The sequence below is a fragment of the Paenisporosarcina sp. NPDC076907 genome, from assembly GCF_050269735.1.
Taxonomy (GTDB): Bacteria; Bacillota; Bacilli; order Bacillales_A; family Planococcaceae; genus Paenisporosarcina.
Window position 1 is genome coordinate 173242 of the sequence record NZ_JBNNIX010000002.1, and the last position, 23665, is coordinate 196906.

Genomic DNA, 23665 nt, shown 5'->3' on the forward strand with positions numbered 1-23665 from the left:
TGTATGACTGATTATGATTGATTTTGAAAACGATTTCAAGTATTATCATTTCAAACGCATGAAGAAGTAGGTGAGTCGATGTTAACAACCGAACGTTACAACTTGATTTTAAGAATGTTAACGCAAAAACAGACAATTAAAATTCAAGAAATAGTAGAAGCAACATCCGCTTCAGAATCAACCATTCGCAGAGATTTAACGGAGCTTGAAAAGCTCGGCAAACTTGTGCGAATTTTCGGTGGTGCAACAGTTCCGAGCCGCCATGCCAATGAACCAAGCGTGATTGATAAATCTTCCAAAAACCTTCAAGAAAAAAGCCAGCTTGCGAAATATGCTGCCTCAGTTATTCAAGACGGACAGTGTATTTATTTGGATGCAGGTACGACCATTCATCATATGATTCCTTTTCTACAAGATAAGAATGTCATTGTCGTCACCAATGGGTTGACACATATGGAATTACTAAATGAACTTGGCATCCGAACATATATGACAGGAGGTTATATGAAACGCCTAACGGGGGCACTAGTAGGTACCCAAGCCATTCAATCATTAGGAACTTACCGCTTTGATTTATGTTTCCTCGGAGTGAACGGTATTCATGCTACTCACGGATATACAACTCCTGATCCAGAAGAAGCGGCCGTTAAGTACTTAGCAAGTGGCCTTGCTCAAAAAACATATGTTGTCGCGGATCACACAAAAGTGAATACAGTCAGTTTTGCCAAAATCATGGATATTCATGATGCGGAACTGATCGTCAATGAAATTGATTATGAAACATTAGAAGTACTAACAAAAATGACGGACGTAAAGGTGGTATCCTCATGATTTATACTTGCACAATTACCCCATCCATCGATTACACAACGTATTTGCCTGATTTTAAAGAAGGGAAGCTCAATCGTTCAGACGAAGTGTATTTTTATCCAGGTGGAAAAGGCATCAACGTTTCCCGTGTGTTGAAACGTCTAAAAGTGGAGAGCACAGCTATTGCATTCGCAGGTGGCTTTACCGGTACATACATAGAGCAATTTCTAAATAACGAAGGCATCAAGACAGATTTCATTTCTACTGAAGAAATCACACGTATTAATGTCAAAATTAAATCAACTGTGGAAACGGAATTAAATGGACCAGGTCCGAATTTGTTGGATGAGCACATGCAAATCTTATTGAAAAAGGTTCGACAAATGAAGGCAGGAGATTGGTTTGTCCTTGCCGGTAGATTAACAGATTCCGTCCCGACATCATTTTTCGAGGAAATCGCTATGCATTGGCATACTAATGGAATCCATTTCGTTTTGGATACGTCTGGTTCTGCTTTAAAAGAGCTGGTGCGCATAAAGCCACTCTTAATTAAACCGAATTTAGAAGAATTAGGGGAACTGTTTGAAACCGAGATTACATCGACTCAAGAAGCTGTTAAATATGCCCGGAACCTCGTGGACCAAGGCGTAGAACATGTCATTGTCTCGATGGGTGCCGAAGGAGCACTATTAGTCACAAAAGATTTGACAATTAAAGCAACGGTCCCTACTAAGCAAGTGGTCAATACAGTTGGATCAGGTGATTCCCTTGTATCCGGTTTTATCGCATCCTATCTGACAGAGCAAGATGCTGCAAAAGCATTCCGATACGGAGTCGCTAGTGGCAGTGCAACTGCTTTTCGATCTGATTTATGTGAAAAAGAAGATGTTGAAGCTTTACTCAATCAAGTAATCCTTAATCCACTATTCGAACAGGATGTGAAGAAATGAAAATTACACAATTATTGACTAAAGATACGATCATCTTAGATCTTGATGCGCAATCGAAAACGGCTGTCTTGACTGAATTGATTGGACAACTAGATCAGGCTGGTAAATTAATAGATAAGAAGAAGTTTACAGATGACATAATGGCACGAGAGACACAAAGTACAACGGGCATTGGAGACGGCATTGCTATTCCACATGCCAAATCAAGTGCAGTTCAAGTACCTGCCATTGCCTTTGGCAGATCTTTAAAAGGGATAGACTATGAATCTCTGGACGGTCAGCCTGCACATCTATTCTTTATGATTGCGGCAAGTGAAGGAGCGAATAATAATCATCTCGATGCGCTTTCGAGACTCGCTACGTTTTTGATGGATGCAAACTTCCGAAACCAAATTCTAGCAGCAACCTCGATTGAGGAAGTCTTACGGGCAGTCTCAGACAAAGAAGCCGAAGGGGATCAACCTAAAGATAAGTTCATAGTTGAAAAGACTAATAGTGGAGCTAGTCCATCGAAAAAAATTCTTGCCGTTACAGCTTGTCCTACTGGTATTGCCCATACGTATATGGCTGCCGAGAAACTGAATGAGCGTGCGAAACAGTTAGGAATTTCCCTAAAAGTAGAAACAAACGGCTCAAGTGGCGTTAAAAACAGATTGACGGATGCTGACATAGCAGAAGCTGATGCCATTATCGTTGCAGCTGACACCAAGGTGGAAATGGCACGATTTAATGGGAAACCTGTTATCCAAACAAAAGTCGGCAAGGCGATTCACGAAACAGATCACTTGCTCAACCGTGCGATTTCAGACGACGCACCAATTTATCAACATGAATCGTCGAAAGAAGAAACCTCAAATTCAGAATCGAAAAATGGCTTCTACAAACACTTGATGAATGGCGTATCTAATATGTTGCCATTTGTCGTGGGTGGCGGCATATTAATTGCGCTATCATTTTTCTGGGGTATCAATTCAAGTAATCCTGACAGTCCGGAATACAATGCTTTTGCAGCCATGTTGAATACCATCGGTGGAGGAAACGCATTCTTCCTGATGGTTCCAGTATTGGCCGGTTTTATCGCTTCTAGTATTGCGGATCGACCAGGATTTGCTCCAGGTATGGTAGGTGGATTAATTGCCATTACGGTCACAGGTGTAGAAGGCGCAAGCGGCGGATCTGGATTCCTGGGTGGGATTATCGCCGGCTTCCTTGCAGGTTACGTGACATTGTTCGTAAAGAAAATGTTCTCACGTTTGCCGGATGCACTTGAAGGTTTAAAACCGGTATTATTTTTCCCGGTATTTAGTATCGCGATCACGGGAATCATCATGATGCTGGTTAACCCACAATTAACAAAAGTTTATACAGGTATTTCTTCTTTCTTGGAAGGACTTGGTGGCACGAATGCTGTTCTTGTAGGACTACTATTAGGGGCGATGATGGCTATTGATATGGGCGGACCGATCAATAAAGCCGCTTATACATTCGGTATTGCTATGCTCGACGCTGAAAACTTTGCCTATATCGCAACGGTCATGGGAGCGGGAATGGTACCGCCACTAGGAATGGCATTAACAACGACACTATTCAAAAATCGTTTCACTAAACCGGAACGAGAAGCTGGCAAGACGGCGTACGTTTTAGGGGCATGCTTCATTACGGAAGGTGTCATTCCGTTTGCTGCAGCTGATCCAGGACGCGTTATTCCTGCTGCTGTTGCAGGAGCGGCAGTAACAGGTGGATTGACGATGCTGTTCGATATCGCTTTACGTGCTCCACACGGGGGCATATTCGTTATGGGACTTGTAGATGGTGGCATAATCAATGTCTTGCTCTATGCGCTTGCGATTCTAGCAGGAGCGTTTGTGACAGCAATGGTAGCTGGTCTATTGAAGAAAAAAATCGCATAATGAGAACATTTTATTGAACAGGAAAGAGATTCTAAATCTCTTTCCTGTTTTTTTGTTTTCTGGAAAATGAAGGAGTTACCAATCTGCTCATCGAACAATTGTAAAAGGACAAAAAGAGGGGAATGTGTTCAATGGGAGATGAAGTATTGAAAGATTTATATGGTTCATATGAAATTCCACGTGAAATCCATCAATTGTTCCAACTGGAAGAAGAGTTTGCGAAAAATGGCCTTTCACTTGCTCAAATTGGTTTTCAACCAATCAACCAATTCGATTCTTATGCGATTACGCCTCCAGATTTAATTGCGTTTGCTAGCACTGGCGGTGATGGAATTCATTTCGGGTTTTTGACTGATTTTCATTCCGTATCTAACCTAAATGAAGCCCCAATTGTATGTGTAACGCCAACCAATGATCAGCGGATTCGTTACATGGCACGGAATCTTCGGGAGTTTTTAGATTTGGCTTTTTCCGTACTTTATGTGGAGATGTTGGAAACCATATGGACTTTTGAAAATGAACAACAAGTTCAAGAACTGGCAACAGAATTCGGAAAAGATACGCCAAGAAAATGGAGAAAAGATCGAGAGCGTATTCTTACCCGTTGTCGTGAAGTTTTTGGGACAAAGAAAGTGGATGTAGTCAGTTATTTACATGAAGTGAAAAAAGAACGGGCAGCGTCCATCCGAATGCCCACTTTGGATGGACTCGGTGTGGCGAATCGAAATTTGGAAACGACTTCAAGACAGAACTTTACTTTTTCTGAAGAACGAACGTGTGATGAAAAGGAAATGAAACGAATGCGTCTATTTATGAGTCAAGCCAATGAAGTAGAAAAGCTGGCATTCATTCGTGATGCAAATTATTGGTACATCGTGACGTCTGGTTATGATGAAGCGGTCTGGGAATTGATACAGGAATTGTTGACTTCAATGGGGCTGAATGATGAGGCAGAGCGAGTTTCAGAAAGGTGCTAATCATTAATGAAACTTGTCGCTCATTTAGAACGTATCTACATTTAAATTGCTTTTACTTAACTAAATAAGGTTTGTTTATTCAAATAAAAGTTGAAAGGAGTAATAATTTATAGACATCTGGAACATATGAAGGTAAGAATAAAGTGTGTCTTGAGAGAAAATATCATTACAGGGGTGCTTTTTATGAAAAAGGGTTATATCGTATTAATTACATTAGTGATGGAATCATTTTTACTTTGGTTATTTTCAATTCTCCTTGGTTGGACTTTCATTGATACAATCTTCTTAGGTGGACTCTTAATTCTTGGAGGTGCTTGGTTCTATCATTTTAATATTACTCCAAGAAATAGCGAATATGATGTTTCTTTAGAAAATAAAAACACTCAAAATGCGGAAGCTATAAAACCATTTTTATTTATAATGTCACCGATTACTTGGGGTCTTTCAATATTTGCAGTGGGTAGTTCTTTTATAACGATTATCAAATATTACCCATTTTATTAATAAAATTTGTTCAAATAGCAGTTAAATAACTATTTTTTTGAAATACCAAAAAATAGGTCCTTCTATTTGTTCTTGCGCCAACTGTTTAGATAAAGGTTTGTAACTGTAATTTTCAACGATTCTTCTTTATCCAGGATGTTGGCTTCGTTCTCAGATACATCCTTCGGGCCGATATAAAACCCAAATTCATCGCCGTCTCTAAAATTGATTCCACTTGTAGCTGTAGCTGAAGGGTAATATTCATAGGACTTTCCATCAATTTCAGTAGATACTTTTGCTGACATTTCGGAAGTAAATGCATTTTCATTAATCACGGCATGATGAATTCCAGAGATTAGTGAAGCTCCACTCTGCGAATACGTTCCACTTGATCTGAAAATAATTTCATAAACGCCATCATGATCAGACGTTCGAATGTGGGTCACATAAATGCGGTGAGTGCCATCATTGTACAAGTCTTTGCCAACATTGCTTTCCAAATTGGTGAGATCTACGGTTAATGAGTAGGTTCCTTTGACAGTGTGGCTTTTCTCAACATGATATCTATTCGTGTCGCCAACAATAAACGGCATGCCTGTTGTCCACGTACCGAGTAGACCTGATAACCATAGAAACAAAAAGCTGCTAACCAAAACGCTTGCTGGCAGTAGAGATTTACTTTTACTGATTTTCATTAATTTACCGCCCTTCAAACTCCTATTTAAGTGTACGCAGGAGAATACTGGAAGTTTTCGTTGTTTTGGAATTAACGCTTATTTATAAAATACTCTTGACTAAATATTTTAACAATTGTATTATTAAGAAAATTTTACCATAAAACAAACTCTGTGATTAAGAGTATTAAGGAATATTTATTGCTCAGAGAGCTGTCGGTCGGTGAAAGACAGTCAATGAATTCCCCAACTCGCTTATGAGAGGTTAGGCTGATTAGTAGGTCTGAACGGGTCACTTCCGTAATAAAGTCTTAAGAAGGTTTGTTCAATTTGCAAACCAATAAGAGTGGTACCACGAAGGGTAAACCTGTCGTCTCTTTTGAGCGATGGGTTTTTTTGCGTCTAAAAAAAGGGAAGGAAAGATGAGGATGATAATCAGAGAAGCTAATGTTGTGGATGCAGAAGGTATCGCGAGAGTGCATGTGGATTGCTGGAGAACTACTTATAAAGACATCATTCCTGAAGAATTTTTGAATAACCTTTTTTATGAAAATCGCACCAAAATATGGGCTCAAAATATTTCAAATGAACATAATTACGTGTTTGTAGCTGAACGGGACGGGAAAATCGTTGGTTTTACTGATGCCGGAAAAGAAATGTCAGGACAATATCCAGGTTACCTGGCTGATATTACGACACTTTATATCCTGAAAGAATTTCAGGGATTAGGTATTGCGAAGCAACTATTGCAACAGGTCTTTATGAAACTTAAGGAAAACAATATGACATCAGCACTTGTATGGGTATTGGAAGATAATCTCTCAAGACATTTCTACGAAGCAATGGGTGCTAACGTCATTGAAAAACAGAAAGACATTACCATTGGCGGTAAACAGTTAAATTTAATGGGGTATGGTTGGAGAAATATATAAGAGATAAAAAAGGGGTTTTGATGATGACTAAAATTATTGAGTATTATTCTAAATTTGATGAATGGGGAAGACTAGACCGGGAGCCTTTAGAGTTTCAGATTAATTGGCATTTCATTCGAAAATATATGCCGGCAACTGGCAGTGTGTTGGATAACGGAGCGGGTCCAGGTAAATACGCCATGAGATTGGCTGATCAAGGATATAACGTCACATTGACTGATCTTGTGCCTAAACTGGTTGAAGTTGCGCAAGAAAAAGCAAAAGAAATGGACTTAGATACACAATTTAAAGGTTTTCACGTAGCCGACGCCAGGGATTTGTCTGTTTTGGCTGATGAGCAGTTTGATGCTGCGCTTGCGCTTGGACCTATGTACCATTTGCAAAAAGAGGATGACCGACAAAAAGCGATTCAGGAACTGTACCGCGTGACCAAACAAGAAGGTATTGTGTTTGTTGCATTTATGCCCAGAATCAAACATGTGTTGGCATCTTTGATGAATCCTAGGAATTGGAGTCCAAACGATAAGATGGATTCCATTGCGGAGTTCATGAAGACAGGTGAGTTTAATCATAGCGATGATGGCAGGTTTACAGGAGCATATTACTTTAATGTAGAGGAAATTAAACCATTTATGGAGTCCCAAGGGTTTGAGACGTTGGATTTGATTGGGTCGACCAATATCGGAACGCTTTTGACGAATGAACAATGGGATTATTGGAGAAATCGTGGAGAAGAAGAGTTTTATCAGTTAATGGAGCTTTTGAAAGAGACAGCTAGCAATCCACATGTGTTAGGCATTTCATCTCATATGCTTTTTATAGGGAAGAAGAAATAGCGAACACAAAATTTGAGGAAATCGCGTTTTAAAAAAGGTTCCATTTGCTCCTCTGACTACGAACATACGTATGTTATAATGACAAGGTAATAGAATAGGTACTCAAGGGTGGTTGGCTCACTCCCGTTTGAAAGGGGGTGGTGCCATGTCAGTATTTGAAGCATTAATGTTTGCATTATCGTTCGCAGCATTGATTGTATCAATCCTGTCTTTCAACCATAAAAAATAACCCATCCTTGAGTTAGCGCTCAGATGGGTTATTCCTACCATTTTGTTGCCGATCCCCTTGAAGGGAACCTGCTATTACGTCGATCGTTGGTGTTAGCGCACCAGCGATCTTTTTTATTGTACTCATATCTTACAATCAGTATACCAATATCTGTTCTGTGTATCAAATACTGAATCGCTAAAAATCGTCATTTCGTCAAACATGGACTTTTGTAAAATGAAATTACAATTTTAAATGCCAAAATGGACGCACAAGAACATTTGTTTGTATAATGGTTTTAAAGACATCTATCTGTAGTCTTTCAGTAGAAGGGAGCAGAAGGGAGCAATAGCAATGCCTCGACATCCTGGAATAACTGATGAAATCATAATTAAACTGTACAAAAGTGACATGTCTTTCAAAGAAATGAACACGATTGTCGGACTTTCTGATCGCGCAATTCGTAATGTTCTATACAAACATGGAATACCCATGAATAGAGAACAGTATTCAGGTCAACCAAGAAAACATCAAGTGAACGAGCATTTCTTTAAGGAATGGACGCATGAAATGGCATGGATACTTGGTTTATTGGTTACGGATGGACACATTCATAATTCACTTCATAGTATTTTTTTCACTCAGAAAGATGAACGTATCCTGAGACTGATCGCCAACTATATGGAAACTGATTATGCACTAACGCCATTTGGAAAAACTAAAACCGCAGCAACATTAATCATAAATTCAAAAGTAATGAAACAAGATCTAGAATCACTCGGAATTTCTGCAAAGAAATCATTAAATGTGTCTTTTCCAAAGGTGCCAGAAGGTTTTTTATCCTCATTTGTGCGTGGCGTTATTGATGGCGATGGCTGGGTTGGCCACGAAGGATACCAAGTGAATGTTACAACCGGTAGTTTAGCGTTTGCAGAAGGATTATTAGAAGTATTTCGATCCTGGAGCTTAAACTCGGATATAAGTTCTATCACCAGCCAAAAGAATCATCCGATTTACCGTATTTGGGTCCGTGGAAAAACAAGTGTTCAGAAACTTTCTGACATAATTTACAAAGATGCTGATTCAGAAAACTTTCATATTTACAAAAGAGTCTATATGACACAACATACAGATAATCCTTATTTAGTGGTTGATACTAGAAAGATTCCGATGTGGAAAATTGTCGAAGGTAAAATCATTCATACAAAACATACCAACAGAATTTCCTTCAGAACAAATATTAGCCAATCAATGTTGGAAACTTTGAAACAGTTAGCAACTAAACACAATTCACATGTAAATCATTTAATCGAATGTGGATTAAAAAATGTACTGATACGAAAACAAATTGCTTTAGACAATAACACTAAACCTTTAGATCGAGTTCAGTATAAGACAACGTATGACCAGCAATTATTAAACGATGTAAAAGAGTTTGCAAAAAATCAAAATGTATTTATTAATGATGTAATTGAGTACAGTGTGCAGTTTATCGATATTGATTGATAAAAAGAGGAGTCTCAGGGAGAAATGAGAACTCCTTTTTGTTTGAAATAATTTTTAGTTTACATAATATAAATTATAGGAAGCTGTGTCTCATGAACCAAGTATACTTGTAACAGTGAGACAAAAGAGAAAAATTGGCTAAAAATCACTTTAAATTAAACTGAACGATTGTTTACACGATCTAAACGTAAAAATAAAGCTCAGTTCTTAATGAACCAAGCTTTCAGCTTCCAAATTATCTAGCTGGTGGAATTGGCAGTGTTCCTTCTTCAACATGACTATCGTTGTATTCCATTTGATCCGTATCATAAACATGTTTTTCGAATGTGTATGTTCCGTCACCATTAACTTTAACTGACATAATTTCTTCTCTTACGCCTAGATCTTCAATTACTGGCGTAACAACATTATCCTTAATACTCAGTTCATACAGTTTCCCGCCAACTGTTACCATGCCATGTGAAGCACCAATAATAACAAATAATCGATTTTCATCTATCCACTCAATCTTTTTAGGTGTAAATTGACCGAAATAGTTATCTTTTAGTGCGTAAATGGTTGTTTCACTTGTTGCAAGGTTTTCTATAACTAGCACTGCTTCTCCTTCTTCACCACCAGTTTCACCTTTCCCGTTTATCGTTGCTTTTAGTGAGTTATCAGGAGATATTTTCCACCCCGAATGAAAATCAGTTACATAATTTGTCACGATTGTTGCCTTAAAATGAGATGGTGTTTGTTCTGGCGGAGAATAAGCTGTAATCTGTTCAGTGGCTATATACACTTCATATTCACCGCTGTCTCTATTTAATTCAGCACTTTCCCACTTCACCATCCCATAGTCTTTTACATAGTATTTTCTAATCCGTGAATCATCATATGCATTCTCTAAAATGAGCACATTTGAAAAGCTTTCATAGGAAGTTGTTACTTGACCTGAAGTATCAATTACAGTCCAATCTCCAAATTGATCACCCGTGTTGAATGGAGCTTTTATAACAATCTGTATGGGGAGCAATTTATTAAGCTCATCAACCGATATATATGATGGGTCGGTACCATCAATCATTTCATCGTAAACTAATTCAATCTGGTCCCCGTTTATGCGGTAAATATGCTTTGTAGTTCCACCATCATTAGTAAGGATTTGTTGAACATAAAAATCATTTAACCAAACTGTTTGTATGTTTAAACCCCCATTTTCAAATCCCCCGATAAAATCAACTTCTGCCTCGTGTGGGAAAAAGTATTGTTTCAACAGTTCGTAGTATTCACCTTTTTCCAGTACAATTGGTTCGGCATCTTCTTCAATTGGAGATACGATTTCTTGAGGCTCTGGTTCATTCATTTGTCGGGGATCTTCGTTCAATACGGATGGAATTAAATTCATCCCAAGTGCCAGGACTCCAATGATGGCCGCTATGGTGGCATAATAGCCCCAATGTACTTTCTTGATGACATCAGGTTGCTGATTCTTTTTCAAGTTTACTTGTTGTTGTACACGAGCCGAACGTGCCGTTGTATCTCCTATTTTGGCACTCAACTGCTGTTTTATATCATTCATGGAAAAGCACCTCCCATTGAATAGTGTATTTTAATTGATTCTTTAAAAGGGCTCTCGACTTTTTCAATCTGGTTTTCACCGTATTATCCGAAATAGATAACAGTTGAGCTACTTCCAGTACGGATAACTCCTCGAAATAATAATATATAATCACTTCGCGGTATTTTAAAGGTAACTGTAAAATTGCATCAGCAAGCTCTAATTTCTCATCTTCCTCAATCGTTCTGTCCCGATTTTTCTTTGTTTGATTCGAAAAGCTGTTTGTTATTAATTGTTTACGATAACGCCAGCTTTTTAAATAATCTTTGCATTTATTGATCGTCATCTTTGCTAGATATGTCTTCAAAGACGAGCGTTCTTCAAATTGCTCGAACTTTTGATAATAGGCTAAAAACACATCTTGGACAATATCTTCAGCAGCTGGCCAATCTTTTATATATAAATAGGCAAGCCTTAATAAGTAATCGGTATGTTCCTGCATAATCCGTTGAAATTTCTGTTCTGACAAAAAACTGTTCACCCACATCCCCCTTCCCTTCCTTTTACTAATAGACGATTACTCCTTACAGGACGTTTTCAAAATATGTAAATTAATTTATATTTCAGTCAAGTTGTTTAATTGTACATGAAAAGTATCTTTTAACGGTCGGTTTTTCGCAAAATAATACTTTGAAAAAGTAAAAAACCGCAGAAAATACAATTTCTGCGGTTTGATCATTTGTATCCAATTTGATGTTGCGTTTCTTCATTTGAATCAAGAAAACCGTTGTCATTGACAGGCTAAGAACCCCAAATACTACAACCATCCATTTTATAAACCGATTAGATCTAAAAGGGCGCCAGTCGCCAGTAGTACGACTTGGAAAATCACACTTCAAGTATGTTTCGGAACGAGAAAAATCTGCCGTGAAACGCTTTTGGCATCTGTTTTTGGAATATGGTCATGGCTGTTGGGAAGAAACTCATAACAGCAAAGCCAAATACCGCAAATGCTGTTACCGACAATACTGGACTTGCTGCAAATATTAAGATTAATTCTGCTACACCAATGACGAATGCAAAGAAAAATAATATCGTACTGGTACTCCATTATTATAGATCCGTTTCAGCAACTATTACATTTAACTCAACCATCGCAAACGGCTTATCAAAAGGCTGCCAAACATAGCGGCAGCCTTTACATGTAATGAGAAATCCACAAGAACTTCAATTGTCTCAATAATGTTCGTTATGATCTTTTGTTTTTAAAAGTAATCTGAGGTTCAGATGGCTGTGGATCATTTTTCTTAAGGAATTCCTCTAAATCAGCTAAATAATCCGTATTGATGAAATCGACGTTGGCCTCCAACAACTCTTTCCAAAGAGCTTCTCGTGCAGGCGTAGGCAGATCTGGTGTAGCCCAAAAGCGAACTTTCTGACCATTTGCATGTGCGGTGGTAACAATCGAATTCAATTTCTCACGTTCAACTTGTGGCATCGGTCCAACACCCAACCAAGTGAAATGCTTTGTCCAGTTATCACTTAAAACCGGGATAAATTCACTTGAAGCACCAGAATTAAGGTCGCTCATCCGACCATCATATGCAGCATAGCGTACGGTCTGGTTTTCCATATAAGTCCGTGGCCGATTTCCGGAAATATAAACAGTGATTGCGCCAGGCTTAACTCCTGAAGGGGCGAATTTTGTAAGCATACGCTCATACTCGCGGAGTTGCTTATCGATAGCAAGGTAGGTAGCCTCATCCTCCGATTTAATATCGATCCAAAGAATAAACTCATGATCGTAGTCCTTATAAACTGCTCCATCATTCTCTTGAACTTTGGTCATTAATGGATCAAGATAAAGTGATTTTAATGTACGATCAGTTTGAACCTTATCCTTATCATGCGCGACAAGAAGCTCTCCGTTAACAAGCCATACATCGGCCTCAACACTTGTAAAACCGTGCTCTAGTGCATTATATAGTGGAAGAGTATGCTCGTAATCATTATGAGCATGTGCTCTTGCGAGAGGTAAAACATTCTGTTGATCAGATTGTACGTTATCGTCTTTAGCAGAGGCAAAATCACCTGAAAAAGAGATCATATAAACAGGTAAGATAAACAAAACCAGCCATTTTTTCATAGATTCACTACCTCTCATTTTTTCATATCTTATACTAAAGTTAAAAAGACAGCCCACACTATGAGTTCCTCATATTTTTATATTTGGCATCAAATTGTCCATCATGAAAATTATTTTTTACTGACGTTTGTTTCATACACTAGCAAAGAGGATTGATCATCGTCTGGTACAGCGTACATTTTTAGTCCCTGTTTTGTATTTTCAAGAAATACTGGATTTCGTGTCACAACATGTCCATGAGGAGAATAGAGAGTAATTGGCAGTTCATGAATCGTATCCATTGTTTTCATATCCAGTAAGGCTAGTCCGCCCAGTTCGTATTTAGCGGTGGAAGATCCTTGCTGTGGCAATTCAGTAATACCGCTGCATATCATGTTATCTTTTCCTGCATTCTCGCAATCTTGATAATCGATAAAGTGGCTAGGATTGTTTGATTTACGGAGTATTTTTCCTTTTTCATTAAACTCATAAAACGTCCTCGAACCCCAGCTAACAGCTTTTAGGTTTCCTTGTTTTCCATCACGAAGTATTCCACCAATGTGGTCATTTGTACGGAACATTTCCTGGGAATTCATTTCTTTTGGATTTACTTTATATATGATTGACTTGCTGTTTGGACGATACTCTGCAACAGATACCCAGATTGATTTACCATCATAAGCAATCCCTCCAGGATGGTACATATTACCTTCGCCAAGCTTTATATCCTTTAAGAGCTTTCCATCTTTGTTAAATACAAATAAGTGTCCGATGCCCTTACCAGGTGTACGATCGTAACCATTATGAGGCTGATCATATTTTACAGGTTTTTCAATGATTTCTACAGAAGACATGTAATACAACTCTCCGATTTTCGTCATTCCTTGTGGATGAAACGTGTTAAACTGCAAATCAACTTTCTCTTTTTCTTCCCATTTATTATTGCGAGTAAGTTGTTGAAATTCCCCTACCAGTTGTTTACTTTCTTTACCGAAATCAAGAGATTCAGGATATGCAAACGCTGTTGTTGTTACCGTTCCGATGGTTAAAGCCGTAACTAGTGAAAAAATCACTTTTTTCATCATCCATCCTCCTCATTATCAAGTGGTTAAAAAAGTATTATGTCATTAAAGCAGTAGTAAAATTGTTTCGTCAACATGATGTTTACCTTTACCTAAAGGTGCTTTTACATTAATTGAATCTCATTATAGTTGCGGGCTCAATCCTTCAGGATTCACTTGGTTGCCCCCTTTGTTATATATGTCCTCTTTACCTTACTAAAGAAATATTAAGTGTGAGTAATTTTTGTATTAGATAATTGTAATTGTTCGATTACAAAAAGGTTACCTCTTTGAAAAAATAGCCATCCTTTCGAAAATCATCACTTCAGTTAAATTAGAAGTATGGCAAATTTGATTATACACTTGTTTTATTTGTTATAAATTGGTAACACTTTAATGAACATAGTATTAATAATCAAGCCTAGTTATGGGATTACATGTTCTGGTTTCCAATTTTTTTGTGATTGTTATTTTAGTTATAATGGCGTCAGCTGGTAAGAAAGGAATGGCTGGAATTAGTTTAATGACCGTGATAAGTATTTTGGGACCATCCTCTCTTGTGGATGCTCATTTTCTTTACTGTGCAGTTGTGGGCTTTGTTCGTCGTTACTTTTTTCCAAAGAGACCGTTGGAGAAAGTTCGAAAAACATTATGTTCCCACTAAAAAGGAGTCACTACATTCCCACTTAACTAAATGTCATCATATTTATTCTTTATTTTTTGTAATGACGTAGAAATTCTAGATGAAATCTAGGATTGTGGAATTAGCATATTTTTTGAGATTAGCAGGCGATTTCTAGCTACTTTCATTAAAGCAATCAAATAGAAAAGCAGGTAAAGAAAAACGCAACGTTTTTCTCTACCTGCTTTTATTTTAGGAACTATTTAGACAGTGACTTCATCATTTACATCCAGTTTGATGCTACGTTTCTTCATTTGAATTAAGAAAACTGTTGTCAGTGACAGACTGAGAGCCCCAAATACAACAACCATCCATTGTAAACCGATTAAATCCAAAAGTGCGCCAGTCGCCAATAGTACGACTTGGAAAATCACACGTTCCAGCATGTTTCGGAACGAGAAAAATCTGCCGTGAAACGCTTTTGGCATCTGTTTTTGGAAGATGGTCATGGCTGTTGGGAAGAAACTCCCGACAGCAAAGCCAAATACCGCAAATGCGGTTACCGACAATACTGGACTTGCTGCAAATATTAAGATCAATTCTGCTACACCGATGACGAATGCAAAGAAAAATAATATCGTACTGGTACTCCATTTATTTGCAATGTATTTTACCACAACCGTACCCAACATGAATGCAATACCTTCCGCTGCATAAATTGCCCCTTTGATGGACGAAGAGTCCTGCAACTCACTGATGTTAATGACCAGCAAGTTAAACGAGCCAATGAACAACAAAGGGATTAATGTCATGACCAATGTCATCATGACCGCTGGATAGGATTTTAAAATCGGGAACACTTCCATGAATCCGCCTTTACCAGGTGTTGTGACTTTTACTTTTGCCTCTTTTTCCTGACCCTCATCAATACGTAGCATATAAGTAAAAATCAATAAACCCGCATAAGCGATGATGGACATATAGTACAGCGATTCTAGAGACCAATAAACCAATACAACACCAGCAAGCGCGGTACCTATGACACGAGCCATTGTGGCGACATTCATATGCCAGCCATTCATTTGCAACAACTGATCGTCTTTAACTACTAACGGAATGGTTGCCTGCAAGGCTGGGAAATAGAATGCTGCCGACAATTGAATACTGATCATAAAGGCAACCATCCACCAGATAGAGCCTGTTCCGATCGCAATTAGCATAAAGCTTACACTGATCATGCGTCCAAATCCAGAAATCAAGAGAACTGTTTTTTTCTTCGATTGATCAATAATTTTACCTGCAAGTGGCCCAGCTAGAATTCCAGCTAGTAAACCGATTGCCATAATGACTGATTTTAGGAAATCGGAAGGAATTCGTTCTTGCATAAACTCCAGATTTCCGATGATTCCGGTCCAAAGTCCAAGACCCGCAATCATTTCCCCTACTAAAATAATCCAAACGTTACGATTCTTCCACATATCTGCCCCTGTATACAACAAAGGAAGCCATTACAGCTTCCTTGTTGTACCCCTTCTATTTCTTGCTATCTTCTTTTTTCTTTAATGCTTTCCATAATCTCACGACAGCCCCGTCTTTGTCTGTATCAACTACAAACGAGCCATTGGAGTAACGATCTGACACACGAATCGGTTTCGTTTCAACAACTTCACGAACACCTTTTGCCGTCTCGATAATCACTTGTTCATTATCTTCTACGTAGAATACTCCGCTCACGCGGTGAGCATTCGATTTTAATTCGCGTAACACAACAATTCCTCGTTTTGCACGAGAGCCTTGTTCAAATTCTTTTAAAGCCATTTTCTTGACGGCACCACGATGTGTCACGAGGAATAAATCTCCGCGCGCATCAGCTGGAATAATCGTTGCATTTGCTACAAGATCGCCATCTTTCAAGTTAATTCCTTTAACTCCACCAGTTTTCACACCAGTAACAGGAACTTCCTGCATATTGAATCGTACTGCATAGCCGTTATGTGTGACGATGAAGACATCTTCGGTTTCCGTCACGAGATCAATATACATAACCTGGTCGCCTTTTTTCAAATTCATCGTATTCAAAGCACGAGAATAACGCTGGACTTGATATTCAGCAAGTGTGGAACGTTTGATCTGACCCAGTTTTGAAACGGCTAATACATAGCGGTTTTCATCAAAGTTTTCGATTGGAATAGCTTTGATGATTGTTTCGTTTGAATCAAGTGACACGATACTCGATATATGCTGACCAAGGTCTTTCCAGCGGATATCAGGCAATTCATGAATCGGCTGATAAATGTAATTACCTAAGCTTGTGAACAGCAGCAAGTGATGCTGCGTATTCATCATCGACTCAAATAACAGATAATCCGATTCTTTCATGATGAAATCTTTGCCGTTAGAAGCACTGTATGAACGCGTACTTGTGCGTTTTACATAGCCGTCTTTTGTTACGGTAACCATCACTTCTTCACTTGGAATCAAAACATCGAGCGTTAATTTAATTTCTTCGATTTGGTCTTCAATAACGGATCTTCTTGGCTCCGAGAATTGCTTGCGAATGGCTTGCAATTCTTTTTGGATGACTTTCGTCAATTTAGATTCGTTATTTAAAATGGCCATCAATTCACTGATTGTTTTTTGCAGTTCAGCTTCTTCATTTCTCAAATCCGTAATATCGGTGTTTGTTAAACGATAAAGTTGAAGAGAAACAATGGCTTCAGCTTGCGCTTCAGTGAATGCAAAAGCACGTATTAAATTATTTTTCGCATCGCGTTTATCCTGAGATGCACGGATGGTTTTGATGACTTCATCCAGAATGGACAGAGCTTTCATCAAACCTTCAACGATATGGATGCGATCTTTTGCTTTTTGTAAATCATATGCTGAACGTCTGGTTACTACGTCTTTTTGATGCTCGATATAAGCATCTAATAGTAAAGGAAGTGTCATCATCGTCGGACGACGGTTATGAATCGCGATCATATTGAAATTGTAAGCAATTTGCAAATCGGTGTTTTTAAACAGGAACTGTAAAATACCTTTTGCATCAACATCTTTTTTCAATTCAATGACGATCCTTAAACCTGTGCGGTCGGATTCATCACGAACATCGGCAATACCATCCAGGCGTTTATCAAGGCGTTGTTCATCTATTTTTTTGATTAAAATCGCTTTATTGATTTCAAAAGGAATTTCGGTAATAACAATTTGTTCTTTACCGCCTTTTAATGGTTCAATTTCTGCTTTCGAGCGAACAACAATTTTCCCTTTTCCGGTTTGGTAAGCTTTTCGGATTCCATCGACACCTTGAATGATGCCTCCAGTTGGAAAATCAGGACCTTTTAGAACCGTCATTAATTCATCGACGGTAACTTCTGGGTTATCCATTCTCATTAACACGGCATCAAGCACTTCGTGCAATGCATGAGGGGGCATGTCCGTAGCGTAACCGGCAGAAATCCCGGTTGCACCGTTTACAAGTAAATTAGGGAAACGAGCTGGCAGTACTGTAGGTTCCAACTCTGAATCATCAAAGTTTTGTACTAAGTCAACCGTGTGCTTATTAATATCACGAAGCATTTCTCCCGCAATTGCAGACAAACGTGCTTCTGTGTAACGCATTGCAGCTGGCGGGTCACCATCGACAGAACCATTATTCCCGTGCATTTCAATCAACATGTGACGAACTTTCCAGTCCTGACTCATTCGAACCATCGCTTCATAAACTGAACTATCACCATGTGGATGATAGTTACCGATTACATTACCGACAGTTTTTGCTGATTTACGGAACGGTTTCTCGTTAGTATTACCTTCGTGGAACATCGCATATAAAATACGTCGTTGTACAGGCTTCAGACCGTCACGAGCATCTGGCAGTGCACGATCTTGAATAATGTACTTACTATAACGGCCAAACCGGTCGCCGATGACTTCTTCTAATGGTAAATCTTGATAACGTTCGGTTTGTGTCATTCTGAATCCTCCTCAGCATGGATGAGTTCGTTCTCTAAAATATTGCTGTCTTCATCCAAACCAAAATTAACATTACTTTCAATCCATCGTCTTCTCGGTTCAACTTTGTCACCCATCAATGTCGTGATGCGTCTTTCTGCACGTGCATCATCATCAATTTCTACGCGAATTAATGTTCTTGTATCGGGGTTCATGGTTGTTTCCCATAATTGGGTGGCATTCATTTCACCAAGACCTTTATAACGTTGGATCATATAGCCTTTACCGATTTTACGGATGGCTGCATCCAGTTCTTTTTCAGTCCATGCATACTGCAGAACTTCTTTCTTCCCGACACCGCGGTAAACTTTATAAAGCGGTGGCAAAGCAATATATACTTTTCCTGCTTCAATCAATGGCTTCATATAACGGTAGAAGAACGTCAGAAGCAATACTTGAATATGTGCTCCATCCGTATCGGCATCTGTCATAATGACGATTTTGTCATACGCTATATCCGGAACAGAAAAATCAGCGCCGACTCCCCCACCAATTGCGTGGATGATCGTCGAGATTTCTTCGTTTTTCATGATGTCTGCAAGTTTAGCTTTTTCAGTATTAATAACTTTTCCTCGAAGAGGTAAAATCGCTTGGAAACTGCGGTCTCGTCCTTGTTTCGCAGAACCACCGGCAGAGTCACCCTCTACTAGATATAATTCATTTTTCGCTGCATTACGAGATTGTGCTGGAGTCAGCTTCCCAGATAAAATTGAAGCAGATTTCTTCGATTTTTTGCCGTTACGCGCATCTTCACGGGCACGACGAGCGGCTTCACGGGCTTGCTGTGCACGAATCGCTTTACGCACAAGTGAGGCACTTAATTCAGCATTTTCTTCAAGAACGTACAACAATTTCTCTGATACGACTGCATCAACTGCTGCACGGGCTTCACTCGTACCTAACTTACCTTTCGTCTGCCCTTCAAATTGAAGAATAGCTTCAGGAATTCGCACAGACACGATTGCTGCAATCCCTTCACGAATGTCTGCTCCGTCCAAGTTCTTATCTTTTTCTTTCAGCAAACTGGTTTTACGTGCATATTCGTTAAATACCCGTGTCAAAGCAGACTTCGCACCAGTCTCATGCGTACCGCCGTCACGTGTACGGACATTATTAACAAATGACAAAATTGTTTCAGAGTAGCCATCATTAAACTGGAAAGCAAACTCCACTTCGATCTCATCTTGTGTACCTTCTACATAGGCAACTGGGTGTAATACATCTTTTTCTTCATTCAAATAACTGACGAATGCTTCGATTCCTGTCTCGAAAAAGAACACGTCATTGGTGCCATTACGCAAATCATTCAGTTCGATTTTGAGCCCTTTTAATAGAAAAGCAGACTCTCTTAAACGTTCACATAATGTTTCATAATTGTATTTTGTGACCGAAAAAATGGTTGGATCAGGCAAGAAATGAATGGATGTTCCCGATTCTTTCGTAGTGCCGATTTGTTCAAGAGTTGTAACGGGGTGTCCACCATTTTCAAAACGCTGGCGATATTTTTTGCCATCGCGGTGGATTGTAACTTCCAAAAACGTAGATAACGCATTTACTACCGATGCACCTACTCCGTGAAGACCACCACTTGTTTTGTAGCCACCTTGTCCAAATTTACCGCCTGCATGCAGAATGGTAAAAATAACTTCGGGCGTTGGTTTTCCAGTTTTGTGCATTCCAGTAGGCATACCGCGTCCATAGTCGCGAATGCTGATACTTTGATCTTCATGTATATTGACAACGATATGATCACCAAATCCAGCAAGTGCTTCATCGACTGCATTGTCGACAATTTCATACACTAAATGGTGCAAGCCTCTAGCGTCCGTAGAACCAATATACATTCCTGGACGTTTTCGAACCGCTTCCAGTCCTTCGAGTACTTGAATTGCATCGTCGTTATAAGCTGATATTGATTGATTTTTTGCCAAATCGTTCTCCTCCAAAAAACAAACAGATGTTTTCATTGTATAGAATGAAAGCCACCTTTGCAATGAGTCTCGTGCTATATTCCATGATCGACTCGTAATTTCATAGGGGAAATGAAAGTTCTCAGAAAGCGTTGTGACAGGTTGTGACACATGATAAACTAATTGTAGATATTAAGAGTTCGTACTAATTTATCAAAGGAGCACTTTATGAATACTGTTATCGCTATTTTACTAGCTTATTTGCTAGGCTCTATTCCATCCGCGTTATGGATCGGAAAACTTTTTTACAATACGGATATCCGCCAGCACGGCAGTGGAAATTTAGGTGGAACGAATACTTTTCGGACTTTAGGTCTGAAAGCCGGATTAGTTGTATCGATTTTGGACATCTTAAAAGGAACAGCAGCTACTTGTCTACCATTTATTCCTTTCTTTGCAGATACAGGCATTCACCCGTTGTTTTTAGGCGTTTTAGCTGTGGTTGGTCATATGTATCCTATCTTTGCAAACTTCAAAGGAGGCAAAGCTGTAGCCACGTCTGGCGGTATATTGTTAGGTTATCACTGGCCGATTTTTGTTTTAATGCTACTGTCTTTCTTCATTGTCTTGAAATTATCAAAAATGGTCTCTCTGACGTCAATGGTGCTCGGAGTGATTGCTCTGCTATATACGGTCATCTATAACATTTTCTTTGAAACAGATATTCCTTTGTTGGTCGTGATTATTTTGCTTACGTCATTCATTCTTTACCGTCACCGTGCCAATATCGCCCGGATTAAAGCGGGAACCGAGCCAAAAGTGAAGTGGATATAATACAATAAGATTAGACCACGAAAGGTTGGTGTCCCATGAACATCGTGATTTCTCAAGAAGCAATGCAATGGTTTAAAGAAGATATGGAAGCAAAAAGCGGCGAATATATTCGATTTTACGCCCGCTACGGTGGTTCCAGTTCGCTACATGAAGGCTTTTCGCTCGGTGTAACGAAAGAACAACCGCTGGACCTTGCCATTGAGTTAGTGGAAGATGATATTCACTTTTACATTGAAGACCGAGATATTTGGTATTTTGACGGACATGATTTACATGTGAATGTTGATCCCAAACGAAAAGAGCTTACATATTCATACGAGAAATAAAACAAAGCAGACGGTTTTTAATACGTCTGCTTTGTCTTATTCTTCATACAACCTTTCGCTAGAGCTCTCTGAAATTCGTTTCATCGCCTTCTTCTTTGTCCTTTCTCCTGATTTCCTCTTTCTCTATTTTTTAAATTAGGTTTTTCAACATCTGATCAACCAAATCCAATTGTTTTTTTTCCTCTTTTTTTATTTTTTCTAATGCTTTTAACCTGGGATCCTTCTTTGAAAACCATTTATATTTTTCCCTCACTTTTCCTCTCCTTTGAGCATCTCTTTTTTTATAAAATTCGATTGACTTTGTTGATAAGGGGTTTCATTGTAAATACTTTGTTTCCTAAACGGACATTTAGATGTGAAGGTTGCCCCTATACCTATTGATATGAGAAATAAACAAAAAATCCACTAAGAGTGTAAACTCCTAGTGGATTTTCTAATTAGCAAACCGTTGCAAATGATTCAGCATATTTTCTTTGCGTAAAATCGCTTCCTGATGATGTCCGAATAAATCAAAATGCGGATATGCTTCCTTGTAATCGATCCATTCGGGCTTCAGGCCATATTGCTTTCCCCACTTGATTAAACGTTCAACGTCCGCACAGCCGACTTTCGTAACGGTTTTGCAACCCGGAAATCGATCATCCAACCAGTAGTGGGTCAGAAATGCAATTTCACCTCTGCTGACCGCTTCTTTCCAAGCAATCAACTCATGACGTTTCAAGCCGAAAGCCATCAGCTCTTCACCTTGGCGATTTCTGCATATGTAGCGTCCCACTCCGCATTCACTTTTTTAAGTGATACGGGTCGGAATGTTTCTTTTTTTACCAATACATGTTCTGACTTCGCTGTTGCTGCTACCGTACCGTCAGCATGTAAAATCTCATAACCATAAGTCGTACGAAGTTTTCCGTGAGACTCGACCCACGTGCGAACAGTCGCTTTCTGACCATATTTCATTGACGCTTTATATTGGATAGATAAATCCGTCACTGGAGATAAATAGCCTTCACTTTCCAATCCGGCATAAGTGTAGCCTAAATCTTCAATCAGATTCGTTCTGCCGATTTCCATCCATACCAAATAGTTCGCGTGATAAACAACACCCATTTGATCGGTTTCGGCATAACGAATTTCAATTTCTTTTTCACTAACAAACATGTTGCTCACCTCTTGCACCATTATACAAAATTGAGCAAGAAAAAGCAGTTACCCGACATTCAAGTTAGACAGTTGTTTCTTATCAATTTTCCCAACATGCGTTTTCGGCAGCTCAGGTAATACCACAAATTTTTTGGGGATTTTATAGCCTCCTAAAAAGCTGTCGGCAATGGCCGGTCAATAGATTTTCTTCAAAATCAACAGTGTCACTTAATGAAATAAATGCTGTAACGACTTCCCCCCCATTTCCCATCTGGCAAGCCAATAACAGCCGCTTCCCTGAGGGTACGATGCGTGAGAAGACAATGTTTGAGGCATATAGTTAACGGTGCAATACTTTTCCTTCAACCCCCAGCTTGCGATCGTATTCTTCGCATTCCAGTTAACGTTGTCATAGGACAGTAAGACTCCTTTCGGTTTCCCAGTCGTACCTCCTGTAAAATCATCCACGGTTCATCTACTGAGACACATTGGATATCCTCTTGAACAAATAAACAAAGAGCACTTGAGGAAAGCATTTCCCGTTTCAGGACTTTCTTGACCCTTAAGGAAGATGCCATACTGCCGTATGAATCGTCCGTTATGAGAATCGATGGTTCACAAATAGCTAGAATATCCGTAAGTCCATGTTGGCTTAATCTGAATAAGAAAGGGGTCAGTTCGATTAACTGACCCCTTTCTTATGTTTCATCAATGCTTCTTCAGCTAAAGTACTAGCTGCCCACACTTACTTTTAAAAAATTGTATTAGTTAGACAAAATTAAAACCCAAAAATCAACAATAGCTCCT

Annotated in this window: 23 protein-coding genes and 1 other annotated feature; of the genes, 11 read left to right on the forward strand and 12 right to left on the reverse strand. The window is 39.0% G+C overall.

Going from position 1 to position 23665, the window contains the following annotated elements; genetic code table 11:
- Positions 1-78 precede the first annotated feature (78 nt).
- The 5 genes from ACQKEV_RS08475 to ACQKEV_RS08495 all read left to right on the forward strand — a co-directional run bounded on the left by ACQKEV_RS08475 (position 79) and on the right by ACQKEV_RS08495 (position 5151).
- A complete protein-coding gene (locus ACQKEV_RS08475; RefSeq protein WP_427445961.1) occupies positions 79-831 on the forward strand; it encodes a DeoR/GlpR family DNA-binding transcription regulator in 753 nt (250 codons plus the stop codon).
- Positions 828-1760, forward strand: coding sequence for a 1-phosphofructokinase (pfkB, locus tag ACQKEV_RS08480; RefSeq protein WP_427445960.1), 933 nt, complete (start codon positions 828-830; stop codon positions 1758-1760). Before ACQKEV_RS08475 ends, pfkB begins: the two co-directional genes overlap by 4 nt.
- Positions 1757-3670, forward strand: a complete 1914-nt coding sequence (locus ACQKEV_RS08485) for a PTS fructose transporter subunit IIABC (RefSeq protein ID WP_427445958.1) — start codon at positions 1757-1759, stop codon at positions 3668-3670. Before pfkB ends, ACQKEV_RS08485 begins: the two co-directional genes overlap by 4 nt.
- A gap of 131 nt (positions 3671-3801) precedes the next feature.
- The gene (locus ACQKEV_RS08490; protein WP_427445957.1) at positions 3802-4647 is read left to right on the forward strand and encodes a hypothetical protein; all 846 of its coding nucleotides are present in this window, start codon (positions 3802-3804) and stop codon (positions 4645-4647) included.
- Positions 4648-4830: 183 nt separating this feature from the next.
- Complete coding sequence (locus ACQKEV_RS08495) at positions 4831-5151, forward strand: hypothetical protein (RefSeq protein WP_427445956.1); 321 nt, start codon at positions 4831-4833, stop codon at positions 5149-5151.
- A gap of 62 nt (positions 5152-5213) precedes the next feature.
- Here the strand turns inward: ACQKEV_RS08495 and ACQKEV_RS08500 are convergent, their stop codons facing one another.
- Positions 5214-5825 (reverse strand): hypothetical protein, encoded by a 612-nt coding sequence (locus ACQKEV_RS08500; protein WP_427445955.1) that lies wholly within the window; start codon positions 5823-5825, stop codon positions 5214-5216.
- A gap of 144 nt (positions 5826-5969) precedes the next feature.
- Positions 5970-6185 (forward strand) — a binding site (T-box leader).
- Positions 6186-6232: 47 nt separating this feature from the next.
- Here ACQKEV_RS08500 and ACQKEV_RS08505 point away from each other — a divergent pair.
- The 3 genes from ACQKEV_RS08505 (at position 6233) to ACQKEV_RS08515 (ending at position 9286) form a co-directional block, all read left to right on the forward strand.
- A complete protein-coding gene (locus tag ACQKEV_RS08505; protein ID WP_427445953.1) occupies positions 6233-6736 on the forward strand; it encodes an N-acetyltransferase family protein in 504 nt (167 codons plus the stop codon).
- A 23-nt stretch (positions 6737-6759) separates the two neighbouring features.
- The gene (locus ACQKEV_RS08510) at positions 6760-7572 is read left to right on the forward strand and encodes a class I SAM-dependent methyltransferase (RefSeq protein ID WP_427445952.1); all 813 of its coding nucleotides are present in this window, start codon (positions 6760-6762) and stop codon (positions 7570-7572) included.
- 562 nt (positions 7573-8134) lie between these two features.
- Entirely contained in the window at positions 8135-9286 is a 1152-nt protein-coding gene (locus tag ACQKEV_RS08515; protein ID WP_427445950.1) for an LAGLIDADG family homing endonuclease, read from the forward strand.
- Positions 9287-9521: 235 nt separating this feature from the next.
- Here ACQKEV_RS08515 and ACQKEV_RS08520 read toward each other — a convergent pair whose 3' ends face one another.
- Complete coding sequence (locus ACQKEV_RS08520) at positions 9522-10847, reverse strand: DUF4652 domain-containing protein (RefSeq protein ID WP_427445949.1); 1326 nt, start codon at positions 10845-10847, stop codon at positions 9522-9524.
- Positions 10840-11367 carry a sigma-70 family RNA polymerase sigma factor gene (locus tag ACQKEV_RS08525; RefSeq protein ID WP_427445948.1) on the reverse strand — a complete coding sequence of 176 codons (528 nt, stop codon included), beginning with the start codon at positions 11365-11367 and terminating at the stop codon, positions 10840-10842. The genes ACQKEV_RS08520 and ACQKEV_RS08525 overlap by 8 nt, the downstream gene beginning before the upstream one ends.
- Before the next feature lie 423 nt (positions 11368-11790).
- Here ACQKEV_RS08525 and ACQKEV_RS08530 point away from each other — a divergent pair, with 423 nt between their 5' ends.
- Positions 11791-12015 (forward strand): hypothetical protein, encoded by a 225-nt coding sequence (locus tag ACQKEV_RS08530; RefSeq protein WP_427445947.1) that lies wholly within the window; start codon positions 11791-11793, stop codon positions 12013-12015.
- Positions 12016-12075: 60 nt separating this feature from the next.
- Here the strand turns inward: ACQKEV_RS08530 and ACQKEV_RS08535 are convergent, their stop codons facing one another.
- The 5 genes from ACQKEV_RS08535 to parE all read right to left on the reverse strand — a co-directional run bounded on the left by ACQKEV_RS08535 (position 12076) and on the right by parE (position 20579).
- Positions 12076-12972 (reverse strand): phosphatidylinositol-specific phospholipase C/glycerophosphodiester phosphodiesterase family protein, encoded by an 897-nt coding sequence (locus ACQKEV_RS08535; RefSeq protein WP_427445945.1) that lies wholly within the window; start codon positions 12970-12972, stop codon positions 12076-12078.
- A gap of 110 nt (positions 12973-13082) precedes the next feature.
- Positions 13083-14033 carry a DUF6454 family protein gene (locus ACQKEV_RS08540; RefSeq protein ID WP_427445943.1) on the reverse strand — a complete coding sequence of 317 codons (951 nt, stop codon included), beginning with the start codon at positions 14031-14033 and terminating at the stop codon, positions 13083-13085.
- Positions 14034-14897: 864 nt separating this feature from the next.
- The gene (locus ACQKEV_RS08545; protein ID WP_427445941.1) at positions 14898-16112 is read right to left on the reverse strand and encodes an MFS transporter; all 1215 of its coding nucleotides are present in this window, start codon (positions 16110-16112) and stop codon (positions 14898-14900) included.
- A gap of 55 nt (positions 16113-16167) precedes the next feature.
- Positions 16168-18609: a DNA topoisomerase IV subunit A gene (gene parC, locus ACQKEV_RS08550; protein ID WP_427445940.1), complete on the reverse strand. Its 2442-nt coding sequence runs from the start codon at positions 18607-18609 to the stop codon at positions 16168-16170.
- Complete coding sequence (gene parE, locus ACQKEV_RS08555) at positions 18606-20579, reverse strand: DNA topoisomerase IV subunit B (RefSeq protein ID WP_427445938.1); 1974 nt, start codon at positions 20577-20579, stop codon at positions 18606-18608. Before parE ends, parC begins: the two co-directional genes overlap by 4 nt.
- Before the next feature lie 207 nt (positions 20580-20786).
- Here parE and plsY point away from each other — a divergent pair, with 207 nt between their 5' ends.
- On the forward strand, positions 20787-21392 hold the full coding sequence (gene plsY, locus ACQKEV_RS08560) for a glycerol-3-phosphate 1-O-acyltransferase PlsY (RefSeq protein WP_427445937.1): 606 nt from the start codon (positions 20787-20789) through the stop codon (positions 21390-21392).
- Between the two features lie 35 nt (positions 21393-21427).
- On the forward strand, positions 21428-21718 hold the full coding sequence (locus ACQKEV_RS08565; protein WP_427445936.1) for a HesB/YadR/YfhF family protein: 291 nt from the start codon (positions 21428-21430) through the stop codon (positions 21716-21718).
- A 130-nt stretch (positions 21719-21848) separates the two neighbouring features.
- On the opposite strand, the gene ACQKEV_RS08570 is transcribed toward ACQKEV_RS08565, so the two are convergent.
- The 4 genes from ACQKEV_RS08570 to ACQKEV_RS08585 all read right to left on the reverse strand — a co-directional run bounded on the left by ACQKEV_RS08570 (position 21849) and on the right by ACQKEV_RS08585 (position 23326).
- Complete coding sequence (locus tag ACQKEV_RS08570; RefSeq protein ID WP_427445934.1) at positions 21849-21971, reverse strand: hypothetical protein; 123 nt, start codon at positions 21969-21971, stop codon at positions 21849-21851.
- Between the two features lie 180 nt (positions 21972-22151).
- Complete coding sequence (locus ACQKEV_RS08575) at positions 22152-22451, reverse strand: hypothetical protein (protein WP_427445933.1); 300 nt, start codon at positions 22449-22451, stop codon at positions 22152-22154.
- Positions 22451-22876 (reverse strand): acyl-CoA thioesterase, encoded by a 426-nt coding sequence (locus tag ACQKEV_RS08580; RefSeq protein ID WP_016427203.1) that lies wholly within the window; start codon positions 22874-22876, stop codon positions 22451-22453. The genes ACQKEV_RS08575 and ACQKEV_RS08580 overlap by 1 nt, the downstream gene beginning before the upstream one ends.
- A gap of 210 nt (positions 22877-23086) precedes the next feature.
- Positions 23087-23326 carry an AMP-binding protein gene (locus ACQKEV_RS08585; protein WP_427445932.1) on the reverse strand — a complete coding sequence of 80 codons (240 nt, stop codon included), beginning with the start codon at positions 23324-23326 and terminating at the stop codon, positions 23087-23089.
- Between the last annotated feature and the right edge of the window lie 339 nt (positions 23327-23665).